Below are 16,384 nucleotides of genomic sequence, written 5' to 3'. Positions count from 1 at the left end.
ATGATACCGCAATCCTCGCCGAAAAGAAACAGCCGCCCGGGAAGTCCCGGGCGGCTGAAAGAAAAATAAGTGCTCCAAGTCAAGAAGTCAAGGGTGAAGGCGGATCAGCAGCTCGTCCTGGAACTGCACGTCGAGAATCGAATACCGCACCTGCCATTTGCCGTCCGGCAGCGCGGAGACGGCGCCGGCCTCATAGTCGCGAGGCTCGAAGCCGACTTTTTTGGAATAGAACAGGTTCAGCCGGATCTTGTCCTTGGGCAGCATCCGATGCAGCTCATGCGCCGTATTGGCCGCCCAGATCTGCAGGTTCTTCTGCATCTTGGACCCGTAGTAGTCATAAAAATCGGTGTCGATGTCCGCCGACAGCTGCAGCCAGCCGTCCGCGTCCCGCTTTGCGGTCCAGCCCTTGAGCTTCAGCTCGCCGTCGCTCGCCGACACGCTGTCGAACTGCTTGGCCAGCAGGCTCGCGATCTCGTCCTCGGACGCGCCGACGAGCGTCTCCGGCAGCGTCGGCTTCAGGAAGCCGACCTTGGCCGGATCGATGGCGGCGGTTCGGATCAGCTCCACCGCATCCTCGGATGCCACGGCGAAGTTGAGGTCGGCCGCCGTATCCTCGTAGCCGGACGTCGTCAGGCCGATCAGCTCGCCGTACTGGTTGAACAGGCCGCCGCCGGAGCTGCCGTGGTCGATCGGGGCGCTGATCTGGTAATAGATGCTGCCGCCATCGTAGCCGAAGTTGCTGACGACGCCGACGGACACCGTGTTCTGGACGCCGAGCGGACTACCGATGGCGACGACCGGATCGCCCTTCTGCATGTCGTCGAAGCTGCCGAAGGTTACGGGATCGAGATCGAGCTCATCCTTGGTCAGCACGATCGCCAGATCGACCTTCTCGTCGTAGGCGGCGACGCCGACGATCGGCAGCGAGCGGCCGTCGTTGGTCTTGACGAAGCCGGACTTGGCATCCTGCATCACATGCAGGTTCGTCAGCACGTAGCGGTCGCCGACGACGACGCCGCTGCCCTGCCCGTAGTCGGTCTGGATGAGAACGACGCTGTCGTCGTTCTTCGCGACGATCTGGGCGGTCGTCAGGCGGCGCGCCTCGCGGGCCTTCTCTTCCCGCTGAAGCCGCTCCTCGAACTGCGCCTCCTCGGATTGGATGCGCACGACGCGCGCCGCGGCATCCCAGCGGACGGCGGCGCCGAACGCCTCCGAGACGAAGCGGATCGGCACGTACGTCACGCCGGAGCGCACCGTCGCCGGCGCGTCGAGCTTGACGCTCTTGCCGTTGACCGCCGCGTGGGAGGCGCCGATCTGGAGCGTCAGCGTCAGATAGCCGCCGCTGCTCGCGATGACGGTGCGGGTCGTCGGCTCCCAGGTGACCGTGGCGCCGAGCGCCTTGAACAGATCCTTCATCGGCACGAGGATCGTGCCCTTGCTCTGGATCGGCTGAGCCTGCAGGCTCAGCTTCTTGCCGTCGAGCGTGACGGAGATCGCGGCGGCCTTGGCTGCCGGCGCCTGGACGGCGGCAGGCTGGGCCGCCGCCGGGGAGGCTCCGGACGCGAGCAGGGCGACAGCCAGCACGGGCGCGGCCAGCGCGGACAGGCAGCGGACGGGACGAATCTTAAAGCTGGTCAATGGTCGGGATCCCTCTTTTCAAGTACAAGCCGAACGTACCGGTTTATACGAAACTTCCCGTATTCTACCATCCGTTTAGAAGAGTTGTCCACGGGAACAAGCCCGCGTTTGGAATCCTCGCGGCGCGCATGCTATAGTGAAGCGAGTCCAACGCGAAGAGGAGAATCCTGCCATGACCCAAACATCCAATCTGTCGCCGTATGTCGGGCTGCTCGGCATGGAGCGGCATATCGAAGGCGGCTGGTTCAAGGAAATGTGGAAAGCTTCCTACCAGATCCCGCATGAAGTGCTTGGCGCCCCTTATTCCGGCGCGCGCGCCGCTGCCAGCTCCGTCTATTTCCTGCTGCATCCCGGAGAGGAGTCGGCATGGCACAAGGTGCTGTCCGACGAGCTGTGGCTGTTCCACGCCGGCGGCCCGCTGGAGCTGACGCTCGGCGGCCACGGAGACAAGCCGGAGGAGCAGCAGAAGCTCATCCTCGGCCTCGACATCGCAGCCGGCCAGTCGCCGCAGGCGCTCGTGCCCGCCGGCGCTTGGCAGACGGCCCGTCCGCTCGGCGACGAGCCCGTATTCGTCACCTGCATCGTCGCCCCGGCGTTCCACTATGACGACTTCACGCTCGTCGTCGAGGCGGACAGCTAGCGCTTGCGCCGCAGACGGAGCGGATTTTCCGCCCCGACAACAAGGGACGACCCCGATTCTCCTATCGGGGCCGTCCCTTTTGGCATGCCGTCCCGCGCTCGCCTGCGCGCCCGGCCTAAAGCCGCGTCAGCTCCTTCGGATACGAGGTCAGCACCTGCGCCTCGCCGTCGTCGCCGATATAGATATCGTCCTCGATCCGCACCCCGCCCAGCTCGGGAATGTAGACGCCGGGCTCGACCGTGAACAGCATGCCGTGCTGGATCGGGTCCGAGTTCTCTCCGTGCACGGACGGCTGCTCGTGGATCTCCAGCCCCATCCCGTGGCCGGTGCGGTGGGTGAAATAATAGCCGAATCCTTCCTTCTCGATCGCGGCCCTCGCGGCCCGGTCGACTTCCTGGAGCGGCCTGCCGGCGCGCGCGGCGGCGATGCCGGCGAGGTTGGCTTGAAGCACGGCGTCGTAGATCCGAAGCTGCGACGCCGAGCCTTCGCCGAGGATGAAGGTCCTCGTAATGTCCGAGCAGTAGCCGTCCTTGAACACGCCCATGTCGATCAGGAGAAAGTCGTTCTCCTGCAGCTGGTAGCTGCTCGAGCGGCCATGCGGCAGCGCGCTGCGCACGCCCCCGAGCACGCTCGTCTCGAACGCCGGCCTGTCGCCGCCGAGCCCCCGCATGCGGTACTCGATCTCCGCGTTCAGCTCGAGCTCCGACACGCCGCGGCGCACCTTGGACACCGCCTCCTGCAGCACCTGCTCGGCGAGCGCGACAGCCGTCTTGACGCGCTCGATTTCGTCCGCGGACTTGAACAGCCTCAGGCTCATGATGAGCGGACCGGCGTCCACGAAGTCCGCCTGCGGGTAGACGGCGGCCATGCGGACGAAGCTCGCATGCGTCAGATGAGAGCTCTCGACGCCGATCCGCCGGGCAGCGGAAGCTCCGCAAAGGCGTTGCAGAAGCTCATACGGGCGATCCGTGTCGCCGACGGCCGCAAGCCGCTCCACGCTCGCCGCTCCGCGGGCGCTCTCCTCGTCGAGAGCGGGTACGAACAGCGTATAGCCGTCCATTCCCGGCTCCGCCACGAGCGCCATGAACCGCTCGTGCGGATCGCTGTAGAAGCCGGTCAAATAATAGATCGTCGCCGGCGAGGTGAAGATCGCCTTGTCGAAGCCGGCCGCCTTGACCGCTTCCTTCACGCGCAAATACCTCATTTTAAAGGGAGATTGGCTCATCGTCTCTCGGTTGCCTCCTGTCAGCCGCCCAGCGGCTGGGGTTGTCGCATTATTGTACCATATCGCCCCTGGGCGTGGAGTAGCCGTAGTCCGCTCAGGGCAAGGTAAACCAAGAGGTGATGGCGATGAACGATACGGCAAGGAATGGATTGCTGTTTTTGGGAGGCTTTCTGAATGTCGGGGTGATCGCGACGATCGTCGTCGTCGTGCTGCTCATCCTGTGGAGCCGCAAGCGCGGCGACCGCAAAGGGGAAAGCTACTTGAGCGACGACCATATGCGCAAGGTCGAGCCCGCGCCGGCGAAGGACGAGAGCCGGGACAGAGGCTGAGCGCGCAAAAGCTAGGGACAGTCCGGGCCGCAGACGCGGCCTTTTTTCATGCGGTCCGCCCCGCAGTTGACCGGAGCAAGGCTGGAGGAGTAACGTTAGAGGCAAGTCAACGAAAGCGAGGAACCGCCATGTCCATACCGATCCGAACGCCAGAAGAAATCGAGCAGATGCGCCGGGCCGGCCGTATCGTCGCCGAGTGCCATCGCCGCATCGGCGCCATGATCCGCCCCGGCGTGACGACGATGGAGATCGAGCGGATGGTCGACGCCTACATCCGCAGCCAGGACGCGATCCCCTATACCATCGGCTACAACGGCTATAAATACGCGACCTGCGCCTCCGTCAACGACGTCATCGCGCACGGCTTCCCGAGCGACGCGCCGCTCGCGGACGGCGACCTGGCGACGATCGACATCGTCGCCCAGGCGGACGGCTGGATCGCCGACTCCGCCTGGACGTACGCGGTCGGCACGCTGCCCGAGAGCTCGCGCAAGCTGATGCAGGTGACCAAGGAATGCCTCGACATCGGCGTCTCCCTCGCCCAGCCGGGCAACCGCATCGGCGACGTCATGCACGCGCTGCAGAAGCATGCCGAGCAGAACGGATTCTCGGTCGTGCGCGACCTGCTCGGCCACGGCGTCGGGCGGCAGCTGCACGAGGAGCCGAACTTCTCCCACGTCGGCAAGCCGGGCAAGGGCTTCCGCCTCAAGGAAGGCATGGTGCTGACGATCGAGCCGATGATCAACGAGGGCAAGCTCGAGATGTTCATCGAGACCGACGGCTGGACCTGCAGGACGATGGACGGCAAGCGCTCCGCGCAGTTCGAGCATACGATCGCGATCGTGGAGGGCGGGCCGATCGTCCTGACCGAGCAATGATCCGTCCGGCATCCCGCTCCACCCGAGCAAGCCGTCAACCGGCGTGTCCAGCGTGCAACGGAATGCAATCAGCTAAGGAAATATGCCCGATCAGGGAGCCGCGCGTCGCGCGGCTCTTTTTGTGCTGCCGCCGCAAGCGCCTGGCTCTCCCCTGACGTAGAGCTCAGAAATTCTTCAGAAAGCTCTCCGTTCGTTTCTAAGAACTCTTCGGTAAGATGAGTCTCGTCGAGCCCGGAAGAGGCCGATTGAAGCATTCGGGAGGGATGACGGATGATCAGCGCCGACCTGCCGGCGCCAGCGGCCGATCCTATGGCGAATTCGCCTTGTGGTCCTATGCCAGCGCCGCCGTCTGGACGGGTCTGATGTTTTCGATTGGCTACGCGGCAGGAGATACCTTCTGAGCCTGTCCGCCCGCATCCATGCGGAAACGGCAGCGATCGCGATCCTCGTCCTAGCGCTGATTTTCGTGCTCCGGAAGCTGCGTCGGACCGCTGCGGCGCGGCGCGGATGGCGGATGGACAGGCCGGAAAATGAGAACGATACGCGAAAGGGGAAGTTGCCTATGAGCGAACTAAGCGGATATCAGCAGACGCTGCATTTCATGCAGCAATTCTTTGAATCGCCGAAACAAGTCGGGAGTCTCGTGCCGAGCTCCCGCTTCCTGGCCCGCAAGATGGCGGAAGCCGTGCCGTGGGAAGAAATCGCGGCCATCGCGGAACTCGGAGCGGGAACAGGCGCGATTACGCGAGAAATTTCGCAGCGGTCCAAGCCTTCCGCGCAGGTGCTGCTGTTCGAGAAGGAGAAGGGGATGCGGGAGCGTCTGGCACGGCGGTTCCCGGATTATCGCGTATTCGAGGATGCCGGCCGCCTCGATTTCGCGATGGCGCAGGCCGGCATCGCATCGTTGGACGCCATCCTGAGCGGCCTGCCTTTCTTCAACTTTCCCCGGCAGATGCGCAAGGCTCTCCTGGACCAATGCTTCCAGGCGCTGAGGCCGGGCGGCTGGCTGATCGCGTTCCAGTACTCGCTTCAAATGCGCAAGCCGCTCGGCAGCCTGTTCGCCATGGATCGGATCGAATTCGAGCTCCGCAACTTTCCGCCCGCATTCGTCTATGTCTGCCGGAAGGAAGAGAATCTCCCGGATTCGGATAAGAGAGCGGGGGAAAGCGAATGAGCAACCGAATCCTGGTCGTCGATGACGATTCGGAAATCCGCGACGTCATCCACGTCTATCTGCGCAACGAAGGCTTCGAGGTGCTCGAGGCCGCTGACGGACGACAAGCGCTGGAGCTGCTGAAAACCAATGAAGTGGGGGTCATCATCCTCGACGTCATGATGCCGGTCCTGAACGGCATCCAGACCTGCATCCGGATCCGGGAGACTTCCATGACGCCGATCATCATGCTTTCCGCCAAGGAAGAGGACATTGATAAGATCAACGGGCTTTCGACCGGGGCGGACGATTACGTCACGAAGCCGTTCAGCCCGCTGGAGCTGCTGGCGCGGGTCAAGGCGCAGCTGCGCCGGCAGACGTTCCTGGCCAAGGATGCGTCCAGCTCTTCCGTGCTGACCGCGCAGGAGCTGTCCGTCGACAAGGACCGGCATGCCGTCACGCTGTCAGGCAGGGACATCGCCGTCACTCCGCTGGAATTCGCCATCCTGGAGCTGCTTCTCTCGCATCCCGGGCAAGTGTTCAGCGCGAACCGGATCTACGAACGGGTCTGGAACGAGCCGTCCGGACATTCCGAAAATACGGTCATGGTTCACATCCGCAACCTGCGCGAGAAGCTGGAGGATGATCCGCGCAAGCCGCGCTACATCAAGACGGTATGGGGAGTAGGATACAAAGTTGAAAAATAGCTTCTGGTCCCGCTTTCTCGGTCGCCGGACGTTCCGCATGAACCTGCTCTGGACGGTCGGGCTAAGCCTCGTCATCGCGCTCGCGGTCGGCATCGCCGTATCTTTCAAAGTCAATAGCCTGTCGAACGGATACAAGTACAACTATATTACGATGATCGTTCTGGTCTCCTCCTTCATGATCAGCTTCCACCTCATGACGAAACGGATCATCCGGGACTTCACCGCCATTTCCCAGGGCATCGAGCGGATGGCAGAGGGCGGCTTGAGCGTGCGCATCTCGATGGACCGGGAGGATGAGCTGGGACGCGTCGCATCCGGCATCAATGCCATGGCGCAGCGGCTGGAAGCGCAGATCAGCAAGGAACGGCAGCTGGAACAGTCCAAGATGGAGCTGATTACAGGCATCTCGCATGATCTGCGCACGCCGCTGACCAGCATCATCGGCTATGTGGACCTGCTGCGGAGCCGATCGTACCGGGACGCCGACGAGCAGCAGCGGTTCATCGACAATACCTACAGCAAAGCCGTTTACTTGAAGTCGCTTATCGACGATCTGTTCGAGTATACGCGTCTTTCAGGAGGAGCCGTGCCTCTGCGCCTGCAGAAGGTCAGCATCAGGGACCTCTTGGAACAGATGGCGTTCGAATTCGAGCCTATCGCCAAAGAGAACCGCGTGGAGCTTGCCTCCTCGCTTGGCCAGGCTGAAGCGTCCGCCACCATCGATATCGAGAAATTCGTCCGAGCGGTCGAGAATCTGCTCATGAACGCGCTGAAGTTCTCGCTCAAGCCCGGTACGATCAGGATTCGGTTGAAGGAAGAAGACGGCTTCATCTCGGTGATCGTGGAGAATCGGGGCGAGCCGATCACGGAGGAGCAGGAAAAGCATCTGTTCGACCGCTTCTACAAAGCCGACGACTCCCGCAGCACCCCGCGCATCCAAGCCGGAGCGGGCCTCGGCCTCTCCATCGCCCGGAGCATCGCGCAGCAGCACGGCGGGGACATCGCACTGAAGCATCAACGGGGCTTCTTTGCCTTCGAGCTCCGATTGCCGAGGGGAAAAGACCCCCGTTTCAAGACGCTCTGAACCTGAGCCTGCCGCTACGGACAAGTCGGCTAGATGCATCCGTGCAAAACCGCTTGGCCATGAAAAAAACACGTCCCGAGGGACGTGTTTTTTCATGGCTTCCGAGGCGCCTCAGCTGCCGCTCGCGGCCTTGAGCGCCGCCTTCATCTGCGGATCTTCCTGCTGCAGCTTGTCGCGCAGCTTGGCCATTATCGCGTGGGACGTCTTGTCGCCGACGACGCCTGTCGCCTCCAGACCGTTGTCCCGCTGGAAGCTGCGCACGGCCTCCGCCGTCTGCTTGCCGAACACGCCCGGAAGCGGGGCCGCCGGATAGCCGAGCGCCTGCAGCATCGTCTGCAGCGTCTTGACGTAATCGCCGTAGTCGCCCTGCTTGCTCTCCTCGCCCGCCGGCAGCATCGGCAGCGTCGCATAGGACGGCAGGTCCACCTTGACGTCCGGCTCGACGCCTTTTTTGTGGATCGACTGGCCGCTCGGCGTCTTCCACTGCGCCTCGGTCAGCTTGAGCACGGACTTGTCGTTGAACTGGCCGAAGCTCTGCACGATCCCCTTGCCGAAAGTCGTCATGCCGACGACCGTTGCTCCGGCCGATTCCTTCAGCGCCGCGGCGAGCACCTCGCCGGCGCTGGCGGTCTGGCCGTTGACGAGTACCGCGATCGGCAGCTCGAGCTTCGTCTTCTGCTTGGAGTAGTACTTCTGCACCTTCTTGTCGTCCTTGTAATCGACCTCGAGGATGAGCTTGTCCTTCGGAACGAGCCGGTTCGCGATCTCGATCGTCGGCGTCAGCAGTCCGCCCGGATTGGAGCGGAGGTCGAGCACGAGCCGGCTCATGCCCTTGTCCTGCAGCGCCTTGAGCGACGTCTCGAACTCCTTGGCCGTCGACTCCGCGAAGCGCGAGATCGTAATCCGGCCGACGCCGTCCTCCAGCAGCTCATGCGTCACCGTCGTCACCGGGATCGGCGCCCGCGTCAGCTCTACGGTCAGCTGCGGCCCGTCGGATCTGGCGAGCGTCACCTTGACCTTCGTGCCCTCCTCGCCTCGGAGCAGCGCGACCAGCTTGTCCATGCTGATGCCCTTGACCGGAGTCCCGTCGACCTGGACGATCTCGTCCCCGGTCAGCAGGCCGCCCTTCTCGGCCGGCGTATCCTTGATGACGGTATCGACCAGATAACGCCCCTCCTCCTGCCGCACCTGCACGCCGATGCCGACGAACTCCGGCTGGTAGCTCTGGACGAAGTCCTGGCCCTCGCTGCCCGGCAAGTAGACCGAATACGGATCGTCGAGCGAAGCGAGCATGCCCTTGGTCGCTCCGTTCAGCAGCGCCTCCGGCTCGGCTCCGAACAGGAAGTCCTTGTTGATTTCCTTATAGGAGGCGTTGAAATTGGCGAAAACCTTCTCCTTCAGCACCGGGTATTGGACGAGCATCGATATCCTGCCCGCTCCGAAGCCGACGATCAGCGCCGCCGCCGCTCCCAGTACGCACCATGTCGCCAGCCGCTGCCTAGCGGCCGTTCCGCGCTCTCTCATGACTGATCTCTCCGCTTCCGCCCGAAGGCCTCAGTTTCTGTATCCCTTCACTTTATCTCATTTGGCAGGCGCGTTCAATTTTGCCGGCTCGGCGCGGCTTGTCGCCCTGCGCCGGCGTCCGGTACAATGAGAGGGATCAAGCTCGCGGCCCGGCCGAATAGAGACAGGAGAGAAACCGATGTACAAGCTGATTGCAATCGATGTGGACGACACGCTGCTGAACGACGATCTGGAGGTGACGCCCGCGACGCGCGACGCCCTGGCCGCCGCTCTGGAGCGCGGCGTGACGGTGACGCTCGCGACGGGAAGGATGTTCGCCTCCGCCCGCCAGGTCGCCGAGGGACTGGCGCTCAACGTGCCGATCATCACGTACCAGGGCTCGCTCGTGAAGACGCTGCTGGACGGCCAGGTGCTCTATGAGCGCTATGTGCCGGCCGATGCGGCGGCCGAGCTGGACCGCTTCTGCACGGAAAGGGGACTGCATCTGCAGCTGTACGTGGACGACCGGCTGTACGTGCGCGAGGACAACGACAAGGTCAAGGCCTACGCGCGCCAGTCCAATATTCCTTATGTCGTCGAGCCGGACTTCGGCTCGCTGCTGAGCCGGTCGCTGCTCAAGATGCTCGTCATCGACGAGCCGGCGCTGCTCGATCGCATCGCCGCGGAGCTGCAGCCGCTGCTCGGCAGCCGCATGCACATCACCAAGTCCAAGCCGCATTACCTGGAGTTCATGCACAAGGAAGGCACCAAGGGCCATGCGCTGCGCTTCATGGCCGAGCATGTCGGCTGCTCGCTGGACGAGACGATCGCCATGGGCGACGCCTGGAACGACCGCGAGATGCTGATGGAGGCCGGCCTCGGCGTCGCCATGGCCAACGCGCAGCCCGCGCTCAAGGAGCTGGCCGATTACGTCACGCTGTCCAACAACGAGGACGGGGTCGCCCATGTCGTGGAGAAGTTCATCTTGAGCTGATAGGCTTCGGCAAATGAAAAATCCAGGCCAGCCGGAATCGTTCCGGCTGGCCTGGATTTTTTGCGGGTTCAGCGGGTTCGAGCCTCGCCTCGGGCTGGGCTCTGCAAGCCAGGCCCGGGGCCATGGCGATCAGATGCCGGCCAGCACCTGATACCAGATGCCGCGCTTGGAGTACAGCTCTTTTTTGACCTGCGGCCAGCCTCCGAGGTAATGGATGTCGAACAAGCCGGGCGGAGTCGTATAGCTCGCTGCCGCCTCCGCTGCGGCCTGCGGCTCGACGGGACGGAAGCCCTGGGTGCCCAGATACCGCTGCGTCTCCTCGCTGCGCAGGAATTCCAGGAACGCCTCCGCCACCTCGCGCGTCCCGCGCTTGTCGACGTTGCGGTCGACGACGGCCGCCGGATTCTCGATCAGGATCGTATCGTCCGGGATGACGATGTCGTAGTCGACGCCCTTGGCGATCCGGGCGAGCAGCTCGTTCTCGTAGGTGACGATCGCGTCGCCCACGCCATACTCGAACGCGGCCATCGACGCGCGCCCGCTTTTGTCGAGCGACTCGATGTTCGCATGCACGCGCTCCAGGTAGCCCTTCGCGTAGGCCGGATCCTTTTGGCCCGTCTCGCGCTCCGATTGCTTGAGCCCCGCCCCGTAGATGGCGTTGATGTCCCACTGGGCGCCGCCGCTCGTCTGCGGATTCGGATAGAGCACCTTGACGCCGGGCTTCATCAGATCCTCCCAGCCGCGGATGCCGAGCGGGTTGCCGGCGCGCGTGCCGATGACGGCGATCGACGTCGTGATGTTGCCCCGGTAAGGCCCCTCCCGCCAGTCATGCTCGATCAGCCCTGCGTCGCGGATGCGCTGCAGGTCGCCCTCCATCGCCAGCACGGCGACGTCGGCCTCGAAGCCGCCGATGATCGCGCGCGCCTGCGTGCCCGACGCCTCGTACGACTCCTGAAAGACGACCGTCTGTCCGGTCTGCTCCTTCCATTGCTCCTTGAACCTCGGCAGCAGCTCGGCGAACACGTCCTTGACGACCGAGTAGGCGCCGATGACGAGCGTCACATCTCCTTGCGCAGCCGCCGGATCGGCCTTCGGGGCGGCCGATCCGGAGCATCCGCTCAGCAGTCCCAGCAGAAGCAGCAGGCTGCCGGCTATCCCGCCCGCCCTGCGAAGGGAAGGGGTTCGGGTCCGATTCGTTGGCATCGCATTCTCCCTTAGATGATGACAGGCATCGGATCGACTTTGAGCTTGTTCTCCATGATCCAGCTGTCGGATTCGTTGAACAGATAGGCGCGGTGGATGAGGATGTCGACCGGATCGCCCGGCTTCAGCACATCCTTCTCCAGCGAGCGGTAGGTGATGAGGCGGATGTCGCCGATCTCGAGCTCGACCATCCACTCGCTGCCGCGGAAATGGATATGACGCACGACGCCGCGCATCGTCGCCGAGGCGAGCGTAATCTCGCCCGGCTTGCCGATCTCGATGTACTCCGGACGGATGAGGCCTCTCGTGCCGGTCCAGGCGGCCGCTTCCTCGAAGCCGTGCAGCGCGGCGACGTTGTCCACCGTCGTCGACTCGCCGATGAATTCGGCGACGAACTGCGTCTCCGGATTTTTGTATATCTCCCAAGGCGTGCCCTTCTGCTCCAGGCGGCCCTTGCTGATGATCATGATCTCGTCGGCGACCTCGATCGCCTCGTCCTGGTCATGCGTGACGAAGATCGACGTGATGCCGACGCGCTCGATCATCTCCTTGAGCCATGTGCGCAGCTCGGAGCGGATCTTGGCGTCGATCGCCGCGAACGGCTCGTCGAGCAGCAGCAGCTGCGGCTCCGGCGCGAGCGCGCGGGCGAACGCCACCCGCTGGCGCTGGCCGCCGGACAGCTGGGCCGGATAGCGATGCTCGAAGCCTTTGAGCCCGGTCAGCTCGATCAGGCTCTGCACGCGCTCGCGGATCGCATCCTTGGGCAGCTTCTTGACCTTGAGGCCAAAGGCGACGTTCTCGAACACGGTCATATGCTTGAACAGCGCATAGTTCTGGAAGACGAAGCCGATGCCCCGCTCCTGCGGCGGCAGGTCGTTGACGCGCTTGCCGTGGAAAAGGATGTCGCCGGCGGTCGGAGCCTCCAATCCCGCGAGCATGCGCAGGATCGACGTCTTGCCGCCGCCGCTCGGTCCGAGCAGGCCGATCAGATGGCCTTTCTTGATGCCGAAGCTTACGTCCTGGACCGCCTTGAAATCGCCGAACGACTTGCTCAGCCCCTTGACCTCGATATGCATGTCAATGCACTTCCTTTCGCTTTTTCGCCCATTCCATCAGCAGCAGCAGCCCGACGGAAAATGCCGCCAGCACGAGCGCCACGCCGTTCGCGGCCAGTACGTTGAAGTTCTCTACATCCTGATAGACGAGCGTCGTCGCCGTCTGCGTCAGGTTCATGATGTTGCCGGAGACGACGAGCACGGCTCCGAACTCGCCGAGCGTGCGGGCGACCGTCAGCACGACGCCGTAGATGACGCCCCAGCGGATCGACGGCCAGGTGACTTTCCAGAACGTGTACCACGAGTACGCGCCGAGCATCGTCGCGGCCTCCTCCTGCTGGCTCCCGATCTCCTGCAGCACCGGCATCACCTCGCGCACCATGAGCGGGAACGTGACGAACAGTGTCGCGATGACCATGCCCGGCAGGGCGTAGACGATCTTGATGCCCGCCCCTTCGAGCAGCGCTCCGAGCGCCGTGTCCGGTCCGACAAGCAGCACGATCATGAGGCCGCCGATGACCGGCGAGACGGCGTAGGGCAGGTCGACGATGCTGTTGAGCAGCCCCTTGATCCGCGGATGCAGCCACGCGGCCCGCACGAGGTAGATGGCCAGCATGACGCCGAAGACGGTGTTGATGAGCGTGACGAACACGACGATGATGCCGGTCATCATGAGCGCATGGAGCGCCTCCGGGCGCAGCAGCGCGTCCAGCAGGCCAGAGACGCCGTCCTCGAGGGAGCCTGTCGCGATCTTGACGAGCGGCACGACGATCAGCAGCGCGAAGACCGCATAGGTCAGTCCGATCCACAGCCTTCTCATGTGCGCTTCCTCCTTCCCTGCACGAGGTTGATACCCCACAGGATGAGGAAGCTGAGCGTCAGCAGCAGCACCGATACCGCCGCGGCCGCCTGGGTGTCGTCGCTCTCGATCTGGCCGAAGATGTACACCGAGGCGACGAGCGTGCGGCCGGGAATGTTGCCGGCGACGAGCACGACCGCGCCGAACTCCGCGAGCGCCCGCGAGAACGCCAGCATGCCGCCGCTGACGATGCCGGGCAGCATCGTCGGCAGGATGACCCGGAAGAAGGTGCGCGGCCGGGAAGCGCCCATCGTGTAGGCCGCCTCCTCCTCGGAGGCGTCCATCTCCTCCAGCAGCGGCTGCACGCCGCGGATGACGAACGGGAACGTGACGAACACCATCGCGATGACGATGGCCGGCTCGTGGAAGACGATCTCGAAGCCGAGCTTCTCCGCGGCGAGCCCCGCCCAGCTGTTCGGACCGAGCAGCAGCAGGATCATGAGGCCGCCGACGGCGGTCGGCAGGGCGAACGGCAGGTCGACCAGGCTGCCCAGCAGCCTGCGCCCGGGAAAGCGGTAGCGGATGAGCACCCAGCCGATCATCGTGCCGAGCGCGACGTTGATGAGCGCCGCAAGCACGGCCAGCCGGACCGTCAGCAGCACCGCCTTCCAGGCGATCGGATCCGCCACGCTGTCGGCGAAGGCGCCCCAGCCGAGCGAGAACGACTGGACGTAGATGCCGAAGATCGGAAGAATGACAAGAAGAAAGAAGTAGAGCAGGATCGCCGATCGAAAGCCGAAGCTCCACCAGCTGCTGCGAAGCCTGATGTTCACGTTGCCGGACAACCTCCTAAGCTCGTGCCCACGAAGGTACGATTCTTTGCGCTAATCGGATTTCAATATTCCCATTAAGTTACTTGGTATTAACGCTACTGTACCAGAGTCACCGCGATTCCGTCAATGCGAAAAAGGTCGGTTTACTCGGAATAAGGCCGCTTTCCGGCCCGACGCAAAAAAGCCGCTCCCTCGCCTGCGGGCAGACGGGGAACAGCTTATGGGGAGGACGGCGCAACGAGCGCCGCCCGATGCATGAATTCAAGCGCGGGACGGCCGGTCAGTCCTCGAGCGCGACATAGATCGTCTCGCCTGCGGAAATTGCGGCCTGTCCCTGGGTCAGGTCGGTCATCCAGTCGATGAAGCGATCCGACTCGGCGGCTGGCGGCAGGCAGCGGACGACGACGCGGTCGGTGAAGTCGACGCCGCCGACAAGCACGCCGCGGGCATGCAGCTCGTTTTCCAGCTTGCCGTACCAGGTATAGTCGACCTCGACGGCAATCTCGCGATGCAGCACGTTCGTGATCGCGCCGGCCGCCTCGATGGCGGCGACAGCGCCGTCCGTGTAGGCGCGGATCAAGCCGCCGGCGCCGAGCATGATGCCGCCGAAATAGCGGGTGACGACGATCGCGACGTTTTTGAGGCCCTGATGCTTGATGACCTCAAGAATCGGCTTGCCGGCGGTGCCGCTCGGCTCGCCGTCGTCGGACGCTTTTTGATGCTCGTCCCGCTCGCCGACGACATAGGCCGAGCAGTTGTGCGTCGCGTTCCAGTGGAGCTTCTTGATCTCCTCGATGAACGCGATCGCCTCGGCCTCGCTCTCCACCGGACGTCCGTAGCCGATGAAGCGGGACTTCTTGATGACGATCTCCTTGGAGCCGGGCTCCCGGAGCGTGCGGTAGCGGTCCAGCATCGAGCCGTCCGCCTACAGGCGGGCTTCCAGCTCGGCCTTCTCCTTCTCGTAGCCGGGCTTGCCGAGCAGGGCGAACATGTTCTTCTTGTACGCCTCGACGCCCGGCTGGTCGAACGGATTCACGCCGAGCAGGTAGCCGCTGATGCCGCATGCCTTCTCGAAGAAGTAGACGAGATAGCCGAACGTATACGGCGTCAGGTCGGCGATGTTCACGACGAGGTTCGGCACCTGGCCGTCCGTATGCGCGAGCAGCGTGCCCTCGAACGCCTTTTTGTTGACGAAGTCCATCGTCTTGCCGGCGAGGAAGTTCAGGCCGTCCAGATCGTCCGGATCGCTGCCGATCGTAATCTGCTCCAGCGGCTCTCCGACCTGGATGACCGTCTCGAACAGGTTGCGGTTGCCTTCCTGGATGAATTGGCCCATCGAGTGTAGGTCGGTGGAGAAGTCGACGGCCGCCGGGAAGATGCCCTTGTGGTCCTTGCCCTCGCTTTCGCCATACAGCTGCTTCCACCACTCCGAGACGAAGTGCAGGGACGGCTCGTAGTTGACGAGGATCTCCGTCGCCTTGCCCTTGCGGTACAGCGCGTTGCGCGCCGCGGCGTACTGGTACGCCTCGTTCTCCGCCACGTTCGGGTTGGCATATTCCTTGGAAGCGTCGGCCGCGCCCTGCATCATGGCGTCGATGTCGATGCCGGCCGCGGCGATCGGCAGCAGGCCGACCGCCGTCAGCACGGAGTAGCGTCCGCCGACGTCGTCCGGAATGACGAACGACTCGTAGCCTTCCTCCGTCGCGAGCTTCTTGAGCGCGCCGCGGGCCTTGTCCGTCGTCGCGTAGATACGGCCGCGCGCCTCTTCCTTGCCGTATTTCTTCTCCAGCTGCTCGCGGAATACGCGGAACGCCAGCGCCGGCTCCGTCGTCGTGCCGGACTTGGAGATGACGTTGATCGACCAGTTCTTGCCCTCGAGCGCCTGCAGCAGATGCGTCACGTACGTCGAGCTGATGTTGTTGCCGGCGAAGAACACCTGCGGTCCTTTGCGCTCGCCGCTGGGCAGCACGTTGTAGAACGAATGCGACAGCATCTCGATCGCGGCGCGCGCGCCGAGGTAGGAGCCGCCGATGCCGATTACGACAAGCGCTTCGGAGTCGGAGCGGATCTTGTCCGCCGCCTTTTTGATGCGGGCGAACTCTTCCTTGTCGTATGCGGTCGGCAGGTCGATCCAGCCGAGGTAGTCGGAACCGGCTCCGGTTCCGTTATGAAGCTGCTCGTGGGCCAGGCGGATCGGGCCCTCCAGGTTGTCGATCTCGTTTTGGCCCAGGAATCCGAGCGCCTTGCTGTAGTCGAAGCGGATCGTTTTGCTCATGACGAAAAATGCCTCCTTCAAGTTCGGGTGAGAGCACCCGTCCATACTCGCGTCCGGCCGCCGGGGCC

16 protein-coding genes are annotated in these 16,384 nt (G+C 63.7%); 7 read left to right on the top strand and 9 right to left on the bottom strand.

The features are described from left to right. Positions 1–87 precede the first annotated feature (87 nt). Positions 88–1,638, bottom strand: coding sequence for a stalk domain-containing protein (locus NYE40_RS07695; protein ID WP_052333464.1), 1,551 nt, complete (start codon positions 1,636–1,638; stop codon positions 88–90). Between the two features lie 172 nt (positions 1,639–1,810). Between NYE40_RS07695 and NYE40_RS07690 the strand changes: the two genes are divergently transcribed. Then, positions 1,811–2,278 carry a cupin domain-containing protein gene (locus NYE40_RS07690; protein ID WP_028599947.1) on the top strand — a complete coding sequence of 156 codons (468 nt, stop codon included), beginning with the start codon at positions 1,811–1,813 and terminating at the stop codon, positions 2,276–2,278. A 115-nt stretch (positions 2,279–2,393) separates the two neighbouring features. Here the strand turns inward: NYE40_RS07690 and NYE40_RS07685 are convergent, their stop codons facing one another. Continuing rightward, a complete protein-coding gene (locus tag NYE40_RS07685) occupies positions 2,394–3,503 on the bottom strand; it encodes a Xaa-Pro peptidase family protein (RefSeq protein ID WP_028599948.1) in 1,110 nt (369 codons plus the stop codon). 125 nt (positions 3,504–3,628) lie between these two features. Between NYE40_RS07685 and NYE40_RS07680 the strand changes: the two genes are divergently transcribed. The 5 genes from NYE40_RS07680 to NYE40_RS07660 all read left to right on the top strand — a co-directional run bounded on the left by NYE40_RS07680 (position 3,629) and on the right by NYE40_RS07660 (position 7,654). Then, a complete protein-coding gene (locus NYE40_RS07680; protein ID WP_146000521.1) occupies positions 3,629–3,832 on the top strand; it encodes a hypothetical protein in 204 nt (67 codons plus the stop codon). Between the two features lie 128 nt (positions 3,833–3,960). Beyond that, entirely contained in the window at positions 3,961–4,710 is a 750-nt protein-coding gene (gene map / locus NYE40_RS07675; RefSeq protein ID WP_101808811.1) for a type I methionyl aminopeptidase, read from the top strand. 562 nt (positions 4,711–5,272) lie between these two features. Continuing rightward, positions 5,273–5,884 carry a methyltransferase domain-containing protein gene (locus tag NYE40_RS07670; RefSeq protein WP_101808810.1) on the top strand — a complete coding sequence of 204 codons (612 nt, stop codon included), beginning with the start codon at positions 5,273–5,275 and terminating at the stop codon, positions 5,882–5,884. After that, positions 5,881–6,570, top strand: coding sequence for a response regulator transcription factor (locus NYE40_RS07665; protein ID WP_101808809.1), 690 nt, complete (start codon positions 5,881–5,883; stop codon positions 6,568–6,570). Before NYE40_RS07670 ends, NYE40_RS07665 begins: the two co-directional genes overlap by 4 nt. Beyond that, entirely contained in the window at positions 6,560–7,654 is a 1,095-nt protein-coding gene (locus NYE40_RS07660) for a HAMP domain-containing sensor histidine kinase (protein WP_244912784.1), read from the top strand. Before NYE40_RS07665 ends, NYE40_RS07660 begins: the two co-directional genes overlap by 11 nt. 111 nt (positions 7,655–7,765) lie before the next feature. On the opposite strand, the gene NYE40_RS07655 is transcribed toward NYE40_RS07660, so the two are convergent. Then, positions 7,766–9,178: a S41 family peptidase gene (locus NYE40_RS07655; RefSeq protein WP_339279728.1), complete on the bottom strand. Its 1,413-nt coding sequence runs from the start codon at positions 9,176–9,178 to the stop codon at positions 7,766–7,768. A gap of 178 nt (positions 9,179–9,356) precedes the next feature. On the opposite strand from NYE40_RS07655, the gene NYE40_RS07650 reads away from it, so the two are divergent. After that, the gene (locus tag NYE40_RS07650; protein WP_339279726.1) at positions 9,357–10,151 is read left to right on the top strand and encodes a Cof-type HAD-IIB family hydrolase; all 795 of its coding nucleotides are present in this window, start codon (positions 9,357–9,359) and stop codon (positions 10,149–10,151) included. A gap of 129 nt (positions 10,152–10,280) precedes the next feature. Here the strand turns inward: NYE40_RS07650 and NYE40_RS07645 are convergent, their stop codons facing one another. From NYE40_RS07645 to NYE40_RS07620, 6 genes are all read right to left on the bottom strand, one after another. Continuing rightward, positions 10,281–11,354, bottom strand: coding sequence for a sulfate ABC transporter substrate-binding protein (locus NYE40_RS07645; protein WP_028599952.1), 1,074 nt, complete (start codon positions 11,352–11,354; stop codon positions 10,281–10,283). 11 nt (positions 11,355–11,365) lie between these two features. After that, positions 11,366–12,430, bottom strand: coding sequence for an ABC transporter ATP-binding protein (locus NYE40_RS07640; protein WP_028599953.1), 1,065 nt, complete (start codon positions 12,428–12,430; stop codon positions 11,366–11,368). A 1-nt stretch (position 12,431) separates the two neighbouring features. Then, positions 12,432–13,229, bottom strand: coding sequence for a sulfate ABC transporter permease subunit (locus NYE40_RS07635; protein ID WP_339279723.1), 798 nt, complete (start codon positions 13,227–13,229; stop codon positions 12,432–12,434). Then, positions 13,226–14,041 carry a sulfate ABC transporter permease subunit CysT gene (gene cysT / locus NYE40_RS07630; protein WP_101809446.1) on the bottom strand — a complete coding sequence of 272 codons (816 nt, stop codon included), beginning with the start codon at positions 14,039–14,041 and terminating at the stop codon, positions 13,226–13,228. The genes NYE40_RS07635 and cysT overlap by 4 nt, the downstream gene beginning before the upstream one ends. A gap of 280 nt (positions 14,042–14,321) precedes the next feature. Further along, positions 14,322–14,954, bottom strand: a complete 633-nt coding sequence (locus NYE40_RS07625; RefSeq protein WP_339279721.1) for a YigZ family protein — start codon at positions 14,952–14,954, stop codon at positions 14,322–14,324. A gap of 12 nt (positions 14,955–14,966) precedes the next feature. Next, on the bottom strand, positions 14,967–16,316 hold the full coding sequence (locus NYE40_RS07620; RefSeq protein WP_101808802.1) for a glucose-6-phosphate isomerase: 1,350 nt from the start codon (positions 16,314–16,316) through the stop codon (positions 14,967–14,969). Positions 16,317–16,384 lie beyond the last annotated feature (68 nt).

It is taken from the genome of Paenibacillus sp. FSL W8-1187, from assembly GCF_037965485.1.
Taxonomy (GTDB): domain Bacteria; phylum Bacillota; class Bacilli; order Paenibacillales; family Paenibacillaceae; genus Paenibacillus_O; species Paenibacillus_O pasadenensis.
The sequence above is the reverse complement of the archived record's forward strand: the minus strand, read 5'-3'. Positions and strand labels throughout refer to the sequence as shown.

Excerpts from the sequence above, each read along its gene's own strand:
- NYE40_RS07690 (WP_028599947.1), top strand. The coding sequence starts at position 1,811 with ATGACCCAAACATCCAATCTGTCGCCGTATGTCGGGCTGCTCGGCATG.
- NYE40_RS07685 (WP_028599948.1), bottom strand. The coding sequence starts at position 3,503 with ATGAGCCAATCTCCCTTTAAAATGAGGTATTTGCGCGTGAAGGAAGCG.
- NYE40_RS07680 (WP_146000521.1), top strand. The coding sequence starts at position 3,629 with ATGAACGATACGGCAAGGAATGGATTGCTGTTTTTGGGAGGCTTTCTG.
- map (WP_101808811.1), top strand. The coding sequence starts at position 3,961 with ATGTCCATACCGATCCGAACGCCAGAAGAAATCGAGCAGATGCGCCGG.
- NYE40_RS07670 (WP_101808810.1), top strand. The coding sequence starts at position 5,273 with ATGAGCGAACTAAGCGGATATCAGCAGACGCTGCATTTCATGCAGCAA.
- NYE40_RS07665 (WP_101808809.1), top strand. The coding sequence starts at position 5,881 with ATGAGCAACCGAATCCTGGTCGTCGATGACGATTCGGAAATCCGCGAC.
- NYE40_RS07655 (WP_339279728.1), bottom strand. The coding sequence starts at position 9,178 with ATGAGAGAGCGCGGAACGGCCGCTAGGCAGCGGCTGGCGACATGGTGC.
- NYE40_RS07650 (WP_339279726.1), top strand. The coding sequence starts at position 9,357 with ATGTACAAGCTGATTGCAATCGATGTGGACGACACGCTGCTGAACGAC.
- NYE40_RS07645 (WP_028599952.1), bottom strand. The coding sequence starts at position 11,354 with ATGCCAACGAATCGGACCCGAACCCCTTCCCTTCGCAGGGCGGGCGGG.
- NYE40_RS07640 (WP_028599953.1), bottom strand. The coding sequence starts at position 12,430 with ATGCATATCGAGGTCAAGGGGCTGAGCAAGTCGTTCGGCGATTTCAAG.
- NYE40_RS07635 (WP_339279723.1), bottom strand. The coding sequence starts at position 13,229 with ATGAGAAGGCTGTGGATCGGACTGACCTATGCGGTCTTCGCGCTGCTG.
- NYE40_RS07625 (WP_339279721.1), bottom strand. The coding sequence starts at position 14,954 with ATGCTGGACCGCTACCGCACGCTCCGGGAGCCCGGCTCCAAGGAGATC.
- NYE40_RS07620 (WP_101808802.1), bottom strand. The coding sequence starts at position 16,316 with ATGAGCAAAACGATCCGCTTCGACTACAGCAAGGCGCTCGGATTCCTG.